The organism is Xanthomonas cannabis pv. cannabis (genome assembly GCF_000802365.1).
GTDB lineage: Bacteria > Pseudomonadota > Gammaproteobacteria > Xanthomonadales > Xanthomonadaceae > Xanthomonas > Xanthomonas cannabis.
Window position 1 is genome coordinate 1 of record NZ_JSZE01000068.1, and the last position, 13710, is coordinate 13710.

Genomic DNA, 13710 nt, shown 5'->3' on the forward strand with positions numbered 1-13710 from the left:
GTTGCGCATCGCGCGCGGCCTGCTGCAACGACCACAGCGTGGCGCCGAGGCCGGCGAGCGAGGCAACCGCCACCAGGCCGCCGGCCAGCACGCCGCTGCGATGGCGCTGAATGAACTTGCGCAACCGCACCCAGCGGCCGGCCTGCAAGGCGCGCGGTGGGTAGCCGTCGAGCCAGCGGTGCAGATCGTCCAGCAGCGCCGATACCGAGGCATAGCGCGCCACCGGTTGCGGCGCCAGGGCACGCAGCACGATGGCATCCAGGCCATCGCGCAGCTGCTGCTGTAGCTGCGCGTGGGTGGTCGCGCGTACTGCGCAGATGCGTGCACGCGCATCGGCCGGCACGGCCGCCACCCGTTGCGAGGGTGGCTGCGGCACGCCGTCGCTGTCGGCTACCGGCGCCAGCCCGCAGCTCAGCTCGTAGAACATCGCGCCCAGCGCGTAGATATCGCTGCGCGCATCCACGTCCTGCACACCACGCGCCTGCTCCGGGCTCATGTAGCCGGGCGTGCCGCGGCCATGCGCGGACGTAATGCCGGGGTTGGTCGCATCGATGGCGATGCCGAAGTCGATCACGCCCGGCATCGGCCGGCCGTCGATCTCGCTCACCAGCACGTTGCCGGGCTTGAGGTCGCGATGGATCACGCCCTTCTGGTGCGCGTGCTGCACGGCCTCGCTCACCCGCAGCATCAGCAGCACGCGTGCGTGCAGCGATAACCGATGTTCGTCGCACCACCAGGTGATGGGTTCGCCACGCAGGTACTCCATCACCAGATACGGACGGCCCTGCGCATCGGTACCCACATCGTGGGTCTGCGCGATGGCCGGGTGCACCATCTGCGCCAGCAAGCGGCATTCGAATTCGAACAAGGCCCGGCCCTGCGCATCCAGCGCGTCGGCGGCCACCAGCTTGATCGCCACCTCGCGCTCGTAGGCACCGTCGGCGCGGTGGCCCAGGTACACCTGGCCCATGCCGCCGGCGCCGAGCAGGCGGTCGATCGCCCACGCGCCGAAGCGCGTGCCCGCCGGTAGTTCCGGCAATGGTGCGTGCAAGGCCGCAGCCGCCTGCTTGAGCGGTGCGCGCACACGCAAGGTGGCCTGCGATTCCACCGCCAGCATCGCCAGCAACTCGTCGCGCAACACGGGCGCGTCGCCTGCCTGCGCGCGCGCGAAGGCGTCACGCTCTGCGGCCGGCAACAGGCAGGCCTGATGAAACAAGGCCTCCAGCCGTTGCCAGGTGGTGGCCGCCACGCTCACAGCTGCGCCGCCAGCCACACCCGCGCAAAGCGCAGATCGCGCTCCAGCGTGGGCACCGACACCTCTAGCTGATCGGCCGCTTCGGCCACGCTGAACCCCACCAGCTCGGTCAACGCGAACGCGCGGGCCTTGCGCTCGTCCACCTGCGCCAGCTTGTCGAAGGCGTCGGCCACCAGCATCAGCGCTTCCGGCCGCGCCGCGCCATCGGACAGGCTGATGGTCAGCGTCACGGCCTGCCCCAGCCTCTTGGCGCTGGCCTGCTGGCGCGCCAGATCCACCAGCAGGTGCCGCATCTGCAAGGCCGCTACTGCATAGAAGTGCGTGCGCGAACGGAACGCCTGCTGGCCTTGTTCCAGCCGCAGCCAGGCCTCATGCACCAGCTCGGTGGCCTGCAACCCGGCACGCGCCTTGCGCCGCAGCTCGCGCAAGGCGGTCGCCCGCAACACTTCATAGACCTGCCGCGCCAAGGCGTCGCCCGCTCCGGGCTCGTCGTGCTGCCAGGCCTGCAACAACTCGGTGATCGGCAGCTCGGGCATCGAAGTCCATCTCGCCTGCGTGGACGCGCAGTATCCCGCATTGGCGAGCGGCCGGGCGCTTCAACCCCGAACGGTTTGGTTCGCTTGTGCCGTTCCTGGCACATAGACGTTGGGACGCCCATCCGGCGGTCAGCAAAGTGCCGGCTTCCAGGTCGGTCCTGACAAATGACGGTCACGCAGGCTCCGGCGTTCAATCGCCAGCCGCCCCCACGCCTGATCTTGGCAGTTGCAGGACTTGCCAGATTTCGGGTTGTGGCACCAGCCCTTGCACAGATTCCCGGCGTCACCGGTTGGCTGGGAATCGCCCTGCCCTCCAGCGGTTTGTTGCGCTTGACCTGATCTGGATTGGCGACGTCGATCCTGTGATGTCCGATCGCTTTTGCCACAAGCGGGTGGGCCGTGGTGAGTTCGGCATCATCTGGCGGACGGCGTCTGCTGCAGGACTCGTCCTCTGCTTCGGTGAATCAGCGACCTCGCACAGGAACGTGCTGGCTGTTACCAGCGCCGGTCTCGATACGGTGCACACCTTGCATCAGCGGCTGGCCAACACGCAGGCCGGCTTCAGTGGGCTCGCCAGCGTCGCGATGCATCGAGGCGAGGGCCACCCGATTCGGGGTCGATGGCGCCGATGCGTGACGCAGCGCCGGATTCACGAACGGCGCGTGATGGGTTGGCGATGTTTTTCTCGGTTGATCCAGGGACAGGCCCCGGGGAGTGGGCCGCAGGCAGCACCGCATGAGCATCAGTTACTACCGCGCCATCGTTCCGCAAGCGCCCGCAGCCACGAAGGCGCACGCGCCACTGATGATCGATCTGCTGGCCTACATCGAGCAGCACATCGGCGAGGCGGAGCTTGGTACCGGGTCATTGCAACAGGCGTTCGCGCTGTCGCGTGCATCGTTGTACCGCTTGTTCCAATCACGCGGCGGGGTGGCCAGCTATATCCGCGAGCAACGCCTGCGTACCGCGTATCGCTATCTTCAGGCGTACCCGGAGTGCAGCCTGACCTGGCTGCTGTACGAGATGGGCTTTGCCTCGGAGCGACAGTTCCAGCGCGCGTTCCAGCAACGCTTCGGCATGCCGCCGATGCAGTGGCGCCGCCTGTGCCGCGCCACGCCGCATGCACCGGCACCGCGCCGCGGCCACTGCATGCCGATGTGGCGCTTCATGCGTGAACTGGGCCAAGACCTGCAACCGCCGCCCATCAGCGCATTACGTAGCCGCATGCCAGGTGCGCATGGCGCACCGCTGATGCACGCCGAGGCACTGCGCCGCCTGACGCGGCCGGCAACCCGCGCCACAGTGCAGCGCGAGCCGTTGGACGCGTGAGCTGCCGCCCGCAGGAATGGGCTTGCGCGCGAGGGTTCTTGCTGGAAAAGCATTCGCGCCCGGGTGCGCTCCTACGGTGGAACGAGAAACTTGTGTGTGGCAGCTCGGGACATGGCGTTGCACCAAGGATGCAGACAACGTCTTGCTGGCACAGCCGCTGGGCGCGTTGCGTGCAGCATGCAGCGCGTCGGTGCCTCAGCGAATCACCAGTACCGGAATCGTGCTGTGCGTGAGCACTTCCACGGTCTGGCTGCCGAGCAGCATGCGGCGCATGCCGCGGCGTCCGTGCGACGTCATGATGATCAGGTCGCTTTTGCATTCCTCGGCGGTCTGCACGATGCCTTCGGCGGCGAAGCGATCCAGCACATGTCGCGAGGTCGCCTTGATGTTGGCAGCCGCTGCCAGTTCCAGTGCCGGGCGCAGGATCTTCTCGGCCGCCGCTTCGCGTTCGGTGCGGTACTCCGGGCTTGCTTCGTAACCCACGCTCCAGCCCATCGCATCGTACATGCCCATCGCCCACGGCTCGGACACGGTGACGATGTCGACCTTGGCGCCGGTGGCCTTGGCCAGTTCCAACCCTTGAAACAAGCCACGGTGGGACAGCTCGGATGCATCGATGGCGATGAGAATACGTTTGTACATGGTGACCTCCTGCAAGGGTGGCAGTGCTGCCGATGGGCGTGAACGCACGGTGGCATGTGCGGGTGGAACGGGCCTTGATGCGGATCAGTGCGGCGATGCTGCTGGCTGTGTTGGGGCGCGTTGATGCTGCCGAGAGTGATGTTTCGATTGCGTTGCCGTGCGGGCGGTGGCGGGATGCTTGCGAGCTTGCAGTTGCCATGCCGCTGTTGCCGCCAGCGCCTTGCCTCCGCTGTTCCTGTCTCCATGGTGCATGCCGCGCAGCGCCTGTGTGATCGACGACGAAGACCACGACTCGGCACGCGCTGCGCTCAATCAGTGGCAACCGCATCCGGGTCCGGGCGCACCTCGCGCAGGCGTGCCGGATTGCCGACCGCGGTCGCCCCTGCTGGTACATCGCGCGTGACCACCGCACCGGCGCCGATCAGCGCGTCGTCGCCGATGGTCACGCCGGGCAGGATGATCGCCCCGCCGCCGATCCACACATTGCGCCCGATGCGGATCGGCCGCCCGAACTCCAGGCCGCTGGCACGCCCGGCGGCATCGCGCGGGTGATCGGCAGCGTAGATCTGCACGCCGGGGCCGATCTGCGTGCCGTCGCCGATGTGCACCTCGCAAATATCCAGGATCACGCAGTTGAAGTTAAGGAACACCCCGGCGCCCAGGCGGATGTTGTAGCCGTAATCGCAATGAAACGGCGCACGAATCACGGCGCCGTCGCCTACGTCGGCAAGGCGCTCGCGCAACAGTGCGTGGCGCTGTGCTGCCGTCTGCACTGCAGCCGCGTTATAGCGCAGCATCCACGCGGCCGCGGCCGCTTGATCGGCCTGCAGCTGCGCATCGGTGGCGCTGTACAGTTCGCCTGCCAGCATCTTCTGTTTTTCGGTCCGCATGGCTTGGCGTCCCCGGTCGTGATGTCGGCTTGCAGGGTGGCATGGACGCCACGGCGAATGCATCGAGCGATGCACCAATGGTTCCAGATCCACCAACGGCGACGCCCGGGTTTTGCTGTCGCGTCGCAACGACATCATCGATACGCAGGGACGTGCTGAGCGCTCTTTCTCCGCCACTACCGGCGACGGATGCGGGAAGCCCTGGCGGGGCTGATCGGCTGCCCCCATCCGCCCTTCGGGCACCTTCCCCCGCCTGCGGGGGAAGGGAGCAATGCGAGATGTTTGCCAGCATTGATGTCTCGGCGCCGGGAACCGACGCGAGCACGCAAGCCACCCCTCTCCCGCATACGGAGAGGAGATGAGGGCACGACGAAGGTGGGAGATGGCAGCGGCCGGCTGGCAGCGCATCAACAACGGCGCCGTTGCCCGCTGCCGGTGCGAGGACCGCTCAGCGTGTTCCAGCGCAACCGGCGGCCATCCTCGCGGACGGCGCGGCGCCTATGGACGTAACCCGATTACACCACCGTCAAATTGGCGTACGCCATTACCAGCCACTTGGCGCCGACTTCGTCGAATTGCACCTGCACGCGGGCGTGCGCGCCGGCCCCTTCGTAATCGATGACCACACCGCCACCGAACTTGGGGTGCTCGACGTTGGCGCCGAGCTTGATCGGCGCCGTCTCCACAATGCCGTGCACCGGGCCGCCGCGCGCCGCGCCCAGCGAGGCGGTGCGCGAGACCTGCACCTTCGGGCGCACTTCGTTCAACAGATCGCGTGGAATCTCGCGCAGGAAGCGCGAAGGCACGTTGTAGTTGTCCTGGCCGTGGATGCGGCGCGATTCGGCGTAGCACAGCACCAGCTTCTGCCGCGCGCGGGTGATGCCCACGTAGGCCAGGCGGCGCTCTTCTTCCAGCCGGCCGGTCTCTTCGAGCGAGCGCGCGCTTGGGAACAGGCCATCTTCCAGCCCGACCAGGAAGACGATCGGAAATTCCAGGCCCTTGGCCGAATGCAGCGTCATCAGCTGCACGCCTTCTTCGCCGGCCTGCGCCTGGCCTTCGCCGGCCTCCAGCGAGGCATAGGCCAGGAACGCGACCAGCTCGGTCATGCCCTGGCTGTCTTCGTCGTCGGGACGGGTGAAGCGCGAGGCCACCGAAACCAGTTCGTCCAGGTTCTCGGTGCGCGATTCCGAATCCAGCCCGCCACGGCTTTCCTTGGCCCAATGCTCGCGCAGGCCCGAGCGCATCAGCACATGGTCGATGCGTTCGGCCAGTTCCATCTGCCCGGTTTCGGCATGCAGCTGGCCGATCAGGCTGAGGAAGGTGGCCAGCGCATTGCGTGCGCGTGCGGCCAGCGTGTTCTGCTGCGTGCACAGCATCGCCGCTTCCCACAACGACAGCGCACTGGCACGTGCCAGCCGGCGCACCTCATCCAGCGTCCGGTCGCCAATGCCGCGCGTGGGCGTGTTGACCGCGCGTTCGAACGCAGCGTCGTCGCTGCGATTGGTCAGCAGGCGCAGGTAAGCCAACGCGTCCTTGATTTCGGCACGTTCGAAAAAGCGCATGCCGCCATACACACGGTACGGCAACTGCTCGGAAATCAGCGCCTCTTCCAGCGCGCGCGATTGCGCGTTGCTGCGGTAGAGCACCGCCACTTCGCCATAACTGCCGCCGTCGCGCACCCACTGCCGTGCACGCTCGACCACATAGCGCGCTTCGTCCACTTCGTTATAAGCCGCATACAGATCGATCGGGTCGCCATCGCCGGAATCGGTCCACAACTGTTTGCCGATACGGTCTGGATTGTGCGCGATCACCGCATTGGCAGCGCCCAGGATATTGGCGCTGGAGCGATAGTTCTGCTCCAGCCGCACGGTCTGTGCGCCAGGGAAATCCTTCAGGAAACGCTGGACATTCTCGACCTTGGCACCGCGCCAGCCATAGATGGCCTGGTCGTCGTCGCCCACCACGAACACGTTGCCCGATTCGCCGGCCAGCACCCGCACGAAGGCGTATTGGATGGCGTTGGTGTCCTGGAACTCGTCCACCAGAATCTCGCGGAAGCGTGCGCGGTAATGCGCCAGCAATGCGGGCGTGTCGCGCAGCAACTCATGCGCGCGCAGCAGCAACTCGGCGAAATCCAGCAGGCCGGAGCGGTCGCAACGTTCCTGGTAGGCCGCATACACCTGCCGGCGCACCTCGGTCCAATCGTCGTTGGGCTCGGGCTGGATATGCTGCGGACGGCGTCCCTCGTCCTTCTGCTCGTTGATCCACCAGCTCAGTTGCTTGGGCGGATATTTGCCTTCGTCCAGTTCCAGCGACTGCACCACGCGCTTGACCAGCCGCAGCTGGTCGTCGCTGTCCATGACCTGGAACCCTTCCGGCAGGCGCGCGTCCTGCCAGTGCAGGCGCAGCAGGCGATGCGCCAGCCCGTGGAAGGTGCCGATCCACATCCCGCGGCTGCCGTTGCGCAGCTGCAGGTCGGTGCGGTGGCGCATTTCGCCGGCGGCCTTGTTGGTGAAGGTCACCGCGAAGATGCCGTGATTCGGCACGCCCTGGACTTCGTTGAGCCAGGCGATGCGATGGATCAGCACGCGCGTCTTGCCGGAGCCGGCGCCGGCCAGCACGAGGTAATGCCCCGGCGGCGCGGAAACGGCCTCGCGCTGGGCGGGGTTTAAATGATCGAGCAAATGAGAGACATCCACCGCGGTATTTTACCGGTTGTGGCGTCGCTGCGGCTGAGATTGCGATGAAGCGGTTGGGATTGCGAGGCTTCGTCCGTACCCTCATCCGCCCCTTTGGGGCACCTTCTCCCGAGGGGAGAAGGGAACAGTGCCCAGCATTACCAACACATCCCGCGCAATCGCCGCTGCCTGCTCGCGTAACTCCGGCACCGCCAGGCTCTCCCACAGCGAGCCGATGCGCAGGCTGCCGATCACCCGCAGCCGTGGGTTGGCCTGCCTGTCGGCGTCGATCAGGCTGCCATCGGCGGCGGTATCCACGCCGATCCCGTGCGGGCCGGCCACGGCAATGCCCTGCCCCAGCAATTGCTGCAGCAAGGGGTTGCGCATGGCCTGCACGCGCATTTCCACACCGGTGGCATTGACCAGCGTTTGCACATCCAGCTGCAATGCGTGCCCGGCACTGGCGGCGCCGGCACTCACGCGCACGCAGGCACCCACTTCGAAGGCCACATCCAGCCGCGCGCGATGCAGCTGCAATTGCCCGCGCGCGCGCATGGCCTGCAGCTGCGCATGCACCGGCGCGGCGATGCGATGGCGATGCACGTCCCAGTAGCGCACCACATGGCGCAGGAAACGGCGTTGATCGGCCACCGACAGCGTCTGCCACAAGGCCTGGCTCAACGGACGAATCCGCTCCATCACGCTCTGCCACGGCCGCCCCTGCGCCAGTGCGTCACGCGCATGCTGCCGCAGCCGGTGCAGCCGCGCGCGCAACGGCAGTGCCAGCAGCGGCTGCGGGTCGAAGTCGGCCGCCGCGCCATGCGCCTGCGGCAGCGGCAACAGGCCATGCCGCGACACCACGTGCACTGCGCCGCGATGCGCCTGTGCGGCCAGCGTCACCACCGTGTCGGCCATGCTCAGCCCGGAGCCGACGATGCACACGGCCGCATCCTGCGGCAGTGCAGCCACCGCCCCGGTGTCCCAGGCTTCCACCCGCTGCGCCGCCGACAGGCCGGTAGCGCCACGCAACGGCAAGGGACGCAGCGCATTGCCCACTGCCAGCACCACCGCAGCGGCCAGTACCGTGTGCCCGTCGTCCAGCTGCAACAGCGCACCGGTGGCGCTGGGCTGCAGGGTCTGCACGCGCGCGGCGTGCACGCGCAGGGTGGCTGGGCTGGCGGCACGCGCTGCCTGCAGGCGGTCGCGCAGATACGGGGCGTAATGCCTGCGCCCGACAAATTGCTGCGGCAGCTGCGCAGCGTCCAGCGCCGCGCAACGTCCCTGCGCGCGCAGGTAGTCGACGAAATCCTGCGGCACGTCGGCCAGCGCACTCATGCGGCCGGCCGGCACGTTCAACAGGTGCTCGGGGCGCGTGGTGGAATACGCCACGCCTTCGCCCAGCACCGCATGCGGCTCGATCAACACGATCTGCATCGGTGTGGTCGCCTGCTGCAACAGCTGCACTGCCACCAGCACACCGGATGCGCCACCACCGACGATGGCGATCACCGCATCGCCGGGATTGTGCAGTTCAGTCATCCGGCAATTGTAGGCGATGCCTGCGTCGCGCCGATGACCGCTGCGCGACCCGGCCCGACCTACGCCCGGCCGCAGCAGCCACGCCTGCTGCCTGACGCATCCGCCGGGTACGCGCCTGGCCACGCTCCAGACCCGGCACGCGCCGCTACTGCCCGCAGATGCAGGAAGACCACGGCCCGCCGCCGATCGCCCCCGTCGCGCATAGCCCGCAGCGCCCGCGCCCGCCTCACATCAACGCATCGGCCAGCCGCGCAATGCCTTCGCGGCTGCGGCGCCAAGCCGGGCGACGGCGCCACTGCTCCAGCTCCAGCTGGCGCGCATGGGCCAGATAGTCCTGTTCGATCTCGCGCAGCCGCTGCACCACGATGCGGTCGTAGCAGAGCATGCCGATCTCGGCGTTGAGCGCAAACGAGCGGATGTCCAGGTTGATCGAACCGACCAACGCGATGTCGTCGTCCATGCTCAGGTGCTTGGCATGCAGAAAGTGCGGGCGATACAGCGCAATCTTCACCCCGCAACGCAGCAGCTCGTCGAAGTAGGCTTCCTGCGCCCAGGCCGCCAGACGCTGGTTGTTGCTTTGCGACAGGATCAGTTGCACGTCCACGCCCGATACCGCGGCGATGCGCAGGGCACTCAGCAAGGCTTCGTCCGGCACGAAATACGGCGTCACCAGCACGACCTTGCGCCGTGCCAGGTGGATCACCGCGTTGATGGCATCGCGCGCGTTCTCGAACGGATACGCCGGCCCGCTGGGCAGCAGCTGGGTGGCGATGTTGGCCTGGCACACCGGCGCATCCGGCCACACATCCAGGCGCTGCCCGGTTTCGGTGAACCAGTCGCTGGCGAACACCGCTTCCAGATGGTTGACCACCGGCCCGCGCACGCGCGCCACCAGTTCGCGATTGGGCACGCCGTGGACGAAGCCGGCATCGGCCAGATTCTGCGAGCCCACAAAACCCACCTGATTGTCGATCACCGCGATCTTGCGGTGGTTGCGCAGATCCATGCGCCCGCTGCGGCGCCAGCGTAGCCCACCGGGCAGCACCGCCAGCACTTCGATGCCGCCAGCCAGCAGACGCTTGCGATAGCGGCGCAGGCCGCGCTTGGCGCCCACCGCATCGAGCAGCACGCGACAGCGCACGCCGCGCGCACTGGCGCGCTCCAGCGCGGCTACCACCGCCTCGCCCACGGCATCGTCGAACATGAGGTAATACAGCAGATGCACGCGCTTTTCTGCTGCATCGATCGCGTCGATCAGCGCCTGCAGAGACTGCGCGTAGTCGTCCAGCAACTCCACCGCGTTGCCCAGGGTCGGCATGAAATCGCCCTGGCGTTCGATCAGCGGCACCACCTCGGCACTGCTGGTGTCCGCCTGCGGTGTCCAGCGCAATGCGTGCAATGGCAGTTGCTGTTCGCGGATCACCTGCGAGGCGGTGGCCTGCCGTTCCACGCGCAGGCGCGACAGCCATGGGTGGCCGAACAGCAGGTACAGCGGCAGGCCGACTACCGGCACGAAACCGATCAACAGCAACCAGCTGCGCGCCGCGCCCGGCGTGGTGCGGGCGGGAATCCACAGCAGGGCGGCCAGCCGGATCACCCAGTCCAGCGCCAGCAGCCAGGTCCCTTGCAACCAGTCGGGCAGCATCAGCGCTCCGTTCTCATGAGGAAGCCGATTCTGACCGGGCCGGACGTGAACGCAACGGCGTGCTGCTACCGGCCTGTCCGCAATGGCGAAAGGGCCCCGCTTCCGAGCCTGCCGGCCGCACGCGCTCGGCGCAGACCTGCCGCAGCGTCTGCACGAAGGCGGTCTGCGCGCGGGTGGGGTGCCAGTCGCTGCGCGTGGTGATGCCGATCTGCCGGCGCAGCTGCGGCCCGGCGCGGCCGATCTCGGCCAGCAGGCCGGCGCGGCGCTCGAACAGGAACTGGTCGCGCGACATCAGGGTCAGCCAGTCGTCTTCCAGCAACAGCCCGCGCACGGTCAGCTCCGCGCCGCACTCGATACGCAGCGCCGGCGGTTCCAGCTGGCGGTCGCGGAACATGCGCTCCCAACGCTGGCGCACCGGCGTGCCGGCGGCGGCGATCACCCAGGGGTAGTCGAGCAGCTGCGCAAACGCATACGACTGCCCGGCCAGCGGGTGCCCGCTGCGCGCCACGATCACCGGCTCGTCGTCGAACAGCGGCTCCTGCAGCACGTCACGGACCGGTAGCCGCTCGCGCAGCGCGCCGATCAGCAGATCCAGCCCGCCATCGCGCAGATGTGCCAGCAATTCTGCATACGGCCCTTCGACCACGCTGATGCGCGCGGCCGGGTGCGCGCGCGCAAACCGCGCCAGCGCCTGCGGCAACAGAATCGCCCGTGCCAGCGGCATCACCCCCACCACCACCCGGCCGGCATGCTGCGAGCACAGCGCCGCCACCTCGTCGAGCGCGGCGCGTACCTCGGCCAGCGCCAGCCGCACCTGCCGCAGCAGCCGCTCGGCCACCGGCGTGGGCTGCATCGCCTTGCCGCGGCGCATGGTCAGCGGCACCTCGATCACATCGGCCAGCGACTGCACCGCCCGATACACCGCCGGTTGCGACACCCCCACCTGCACGGCCGCCAGCGAGTAACTGCCCGCCACATCCACCGCGACCAACGCCTGCAACTGCCCCAGCGACACGCGCCGCTCCAGCCCCGGGCGGGCGGGCAAGCGCAGCGCACGCCGCGCCACCCGGATGCCGCGGCCAAGATGCGCCAGCGCACGCTCGACCCGCGGCACCACCAGCTGGGTGGCCTCGGTGGCCACCATCCCGCCAGGCTGGCGGTCGAACAACCGCACCCCCAGCTGCTGCTCCAGCCGTGCCACCGCCTGGGTCAGGGCGGGCTGGGACAGGTTCACCTGCGGGGCGGCCGCGCTGATGCTGCCCAGCCGATGCACCACGACCAGGGCGTGGAGATGGCGAAGGTTCGGCTCGGGCAGCGGCGGCATGCTCTAACTATAAGCAAAACCAATACGCATACCTCAAATGAATCTTGAGCTGTCTCGCTCTCGCCACTCAGACTCGGCACAGCACTAACGAGGATGGATGGATGAGCCAGGTCGTCACCCAGATCGCGCGCACCCCGATCGCCGTCGTGGACGGGCTGGCGCAGGCCGGCGTGGCCACCGTGCATGAGGCGCAAGGCCGCACCGGCCTGCTGCATCACCGGCTGCGCCCGATCTACGGCGGCTGCCGCATCGCCGGCACTGCGGTCACCGTGTCGGTGCCGCCCGGCGACAACTGGATGATGCATGTGGCCATCGAACAGCTGCAGTCAGGCGATGTGCTGGTGGTGGCGCCCACCAGTGACTGCTGCGACGGCTATTTCGGCGATCTGCTGGCGACCTCGGCCCAGGCGCGTGGCTGCCGCGGGCTGATCATCGATGCCGGCGTGCGTGACGTGCGCGACCTCACCGCCATGCAGTTCCCGGCCTGGAGCCGCGCCATCTGCGCGCAGGGCACCATCAAGGAGACGCTGGGATCGGTCAACGTGCCCCTGGTGTGCGCCGGGGCCTTGGTGCAGCCGGGCGATGTGGTGGTGGCCGACGATGACGGCGTGTGCGTGGTGCCGCGCGAACGCGCCGCCGAGGTGCTGGCCGAAGCGCAGGCCCGCGAAGCGCGCGAACTGCTCAAGCGCGAGCGCCTGGCGCGCGGCGAGCTGGGGCTGGACATCTACGCCATGCGCGAGCGCCTGGCGGCCAAGGGGTTGCGCTATGTCTGAGCGGGTGCGCGCGATGTGGATGCGCGGCGGCACCTCCAAGGGTGGCTTCTTTCTCGCCGATGACCTGCCTGCCGACAGCGCCGCGCGCGATGCCTTCCTGCTGCGCGCCTACGGCTCGCCGGACCTGCGCCAGATCGACGGCATGGGCGGCGCCGACCCGCTGACGTCCAAGGTCGCCGTGGTGTCGCGTTCGGCCCGCGCCGATGCCGACGTGGACTATCTGTTCCTGCAGGTGGCCGTGGACCAGGCACAGATCAGCGACGCACAGAACTGCGGCAACATGCTGGCCGGTGTCGCGCCATTCGCGCTGGAACGCGGCCTGCTGCCGGCGCGCGATGGCGAAACCGAGGTGCGCATCTTCATGCGCAACACCGGCACCCTGGCCACGGCCACCGTACAGACGCCCGGCGGCCGGGTCAGCTATGCGGGCGATGCGCGCATTGATGGCGTTCCCGGCACCGCCGCGCCGATTGCACTGGCATTTGCCGACATCGCCGGCTCCTCCTGCGGCGCCCTGCTGCCCAGCGGGCGAGCGCTGGACACGATCGACGGCGTGGAGGTCACCCTGATCGACAATGGCATGCCCTGCGTGGTGTTGCGCGCCAGCGATGTGGGCATCAGCGGCTACGAAGACCGCGCCACCCTGGATGCCGACGCGTCGCTCAAGGCACGGTTGGAATCCATTCGCCTGCAGGCTGGCCCGTTGATGCGGCTGGGCGATGTCGGCGCTGCGACGGTGCCGAAGATGATGCTGGTGGCAGCGCCGCGCGACGGCGGCGCGATCTGCGTGCGCTCGTTCATTCCGCACCGCTGCCACGCCTCCATTGGCGTGCTCGGCGCGGTCAGCGTCGCCACCGCCTGCCTGCTGCCGGACACGCCTGCGCATGCGCTGGCGCAGCTGCCCGGCGGCGACAGCCAGCAGGTGGGGGTGGAGCATCCTAGTGGCATGAGCAACTGCCTCATCGAGTGCGACGCACAGGGCGCGGTGGTGCGCGCGGCGGTGATCAGGACTGCGCGCAAACTGTTCGATGGTGAATTGTTTGCGTGAACCTCACCGACCTGCCCTGCGCGCCGGCAGTTGACTGCGTGCCACTAC

General features: G+C 68.2%; 10 protein-coding genes and 1 pseudogene. 3 read left to right on the plus strand and 8 right to left on the minus strand.

Annotation, left to right across the window (positions count from 1 at the left end):
• Both OZ10_RS12440 and ecfK read right to left on the minus strand, forming a co-directional pair.
• On the minus strand, positions 1-1273 hold a 1273-nt coding region (locus OZ10_RS12440; protein ID WP_039565183.1), incomplete at its 3' end, for a serine/threonine-protein kinase.
• Positions 1252-1791, minus strand: a complete 540-nt coding sequence (ecfK, locus tag OZ10_RS12445; protein ID WP_039404884.1) for an ECF-type sigma factor EcfK — start codon at positions 1789-1791, stop codon at positions 1252-1254. The genes OZ10_RS12440 and ecfK, both read right to left, overlap by 22 nt.
• Before the next feature lie 670 nt (positions 1792-2461).
• Between ecfK and tagK the strand changes: the two are divergent.
• Positions 2462-3120 (plus strand): annotated as a pseudogene (tagK, locus tag OZ10_RS12450) (transcriptional regulator TagK).
• A gap of 195 nt (positions 3121-3315) precedes the next feature.
• Here the strand turns inward: tagK and OZ10_RS12455 are convergent.
• From OZ10_RS12455 to OZ10_RS12480, 6 genes are all read right to left on the minus strand, one after another.
• A complete protein-coding gene (locus OZ10_RS12455) occupies positions 3316-3762 on the minus strand; it encodes a universal stress protein (RefSeq protein ID WP_039405036.1) in 447 nt (148 codons plus the stop codon).
• Between the two features lie 308 nt (positions 3763-4070).
• The gene (locus OZ10_RS12460; protein ID WP_039404889.1) at positions 4071-4652 is read right to left on the minus strand and encodes a sugar O-acetyltransferase; all 582 of its coding nucleotides are present in this window, start codon (positions 4650-4652) and stop codon (positions 4071-4073) included.
• A gap of 515 nt (positions 4653-5167) precedes the next feature.
• Positions 5168-7354, minus strand: coding sequence for a DNA helicase II (gene uvrD / locus OZ10_RS12465; RefSeq protein ID WP_039404891.1), 2187 nt, complete (start codon positions 7352-7354; stop codon positions 5168-5170).
• A gap of 81 nt (positions 7355-7435) precedes the next feature.
• A complete protein-coding gene (locus OZ10_RS12470; RefSeq protein WP_039565164.1) occupies positions 7436-8872 on the minus strand; it encodes an FAD/NAD(P)-binding protein in 1437 nt (478 codons plus the stop codon).
• Positions 8873-9098: 226 nt separating this feature from the next.
• Positions 9099-10517, minus strand: coding sequence for a cardiolipin synthase (gene cls, locus OZ10_RS12475; RefSeq protein WP_039404895.1), 1419 nt, complete (start codon positions 10515-10517; stop codon positions 9099-9101).
• 13 nt (positions 10518-10530) lie between these two features.
• Positions 10531-11841, minus strand: coding sequence for a LysR family transcriptional regulator (locus tag OZ10_RS12480; RefSeq protein WP_039565167.1), 1311 nt, complete (start codon positions 11839-11841; stop codon positions 10531-10533).
• Between the two features lie 101 nt (positions 11842-11942).
• On the opposite strand from OZ10_RS12480, the gene OZ10_RS12485 reads away from it, so the two are divergent.
• Together OZ10_RS12485 and OZ10_RS12490 are read left to right on the plus strand one after the other, a co-directional pair.
• A complete protein-coding gene (locus OZ10_RS12485; protein WP_039404899.1) occupies positions 11943-12614 on the plus strand; it encodes a 4-carboxy-4-hydroxy-2-oxoadipate aldolase/oxaloacetate decarboxylase in 672 nt (223 codons plus the stop codon).
• On the plus strand, positions 12607-13662 hold the full coding sequence (locus tag OZ10_RS12490) for a 4-oxalomesaconate tautomerase (protein ID WP_039565168.1): 1056 nt from the start codon (positions 12607-12609) through the stop codon (positions 13660-13662). The genes OZ10_RS12485 and OZ10_RS12490 overlap by 8 nt, the downstream gene beginning before the upstream one ends.
• Positions 13663-13710: the final 48 nt, after the last annotated feature.

Excerpts from the sequence above, each read along its gene's own strand:
- OZ10_RS12455 (WP_039405036.1), bottom strand. The coding sequence starts at position 3,762 with ATGTACAAACGTATTCTCATCGCCATCGATGCATCCGAGCTGTCCCAC.
- OZ10_RS12490 (WP_039565168.1), top strand. The coding sequence starts at position 12,607 with ATGTCTGAGCGGGTGCGCGCGATGTGGATGCGCGGCGGCACCTCCAAG.
- OZ10_RS12480 (WP_039565167.1), bottom strand. The coding sequence starts at position 11,841 with ATGCCGCCGCTGCCCGAGCCGAACCTTCGCCATCTCCACGCCCTGGTC.
- ecfK (WP_039404884.1), bottom strand. The coding sequence starts at position 1,791 with ATGCCCGAGCTGCCGATCACCGAGTTGTTGCAGGCCTGGCAGCACGAC.
- cls (WP_039404895.1), bottom strand. The coding sequence starts at position 10,517 with ATGCTGCCCGACTGGTTGCAAGGGACCTGGCTGCTGGCGCTGGACTGG.
- OZ10_RS12485 (WP_039404899.1), top strand. The coding sequence starts at position 11,943 with ATGAGCCAGGTCGTCACCCAGATCGCGCGCACCCCGATCGCCGTCGTG.
- OZ10_RS12460 (WP_039404889.1), bottom strand. The coding sequence starts at position 4,652 with ATGCGGACCGAAAAACAGAAGATGCTGGCAGGCGAACTGTACAGCGCC.
- OZ10_RS12470 (WP_039565164.1), bottom strand. The coding sequence starts at position 8,872 with ATGACTGAACTGCACAATCCCGGCGATGCGGTGATCGCCATCGTCGGT.